At 43.8% G+C, this 281-nt stretch carries 1 protein-coding gene; it reads right to left on the reverse strand.

What is annotated here, in order from left to right; genetic code table 11:
* The coding region (locus tag QWY29_RS20215) for a glycoside hydrolase family 38 C-terminal domain-containing protein (protein WP_300963024.1) at positions 1–281 on the reverse strand (281 nt) is incomplete at both ends.

A 281-nucleotide genomic window follows, 5' to 3' on the forward strand; every position in this document is an offset into this window, starting at 1 on the left:
CTCATAGAGTTTGTCGCACATATTCTGCCTTTTTATTGCACCGAGCCCCAGGTCAAATGTGGCTGTGCCGTTGCTTACATTAAAGCTGAATTGCTCTTTTGCCAATGTGCGCAGAGACTGCCATTCTATTTCGGAATATACCTCTACACATTTTCCGCCGTCCGAAAGTGCAATAATGTTTGTGAAGGTACTCTTTTTGTCACGCTGTGTAACCTTGAATGCGACACGGCATGGGCCTTTTTCGATTATTTGCATTTTAGATTTAACGGGGATTCTGTCTG

Source organism: Nocardioides abyssi (assembly GCF_030412915.1).
Taxonomy (GTDB): domain Bacteria; phylum Actinomycetota; class Actinomycetes; order Propionibacteriales; family Nocardioidaceae; genus Nocardioides; species Nocardioides abyssi.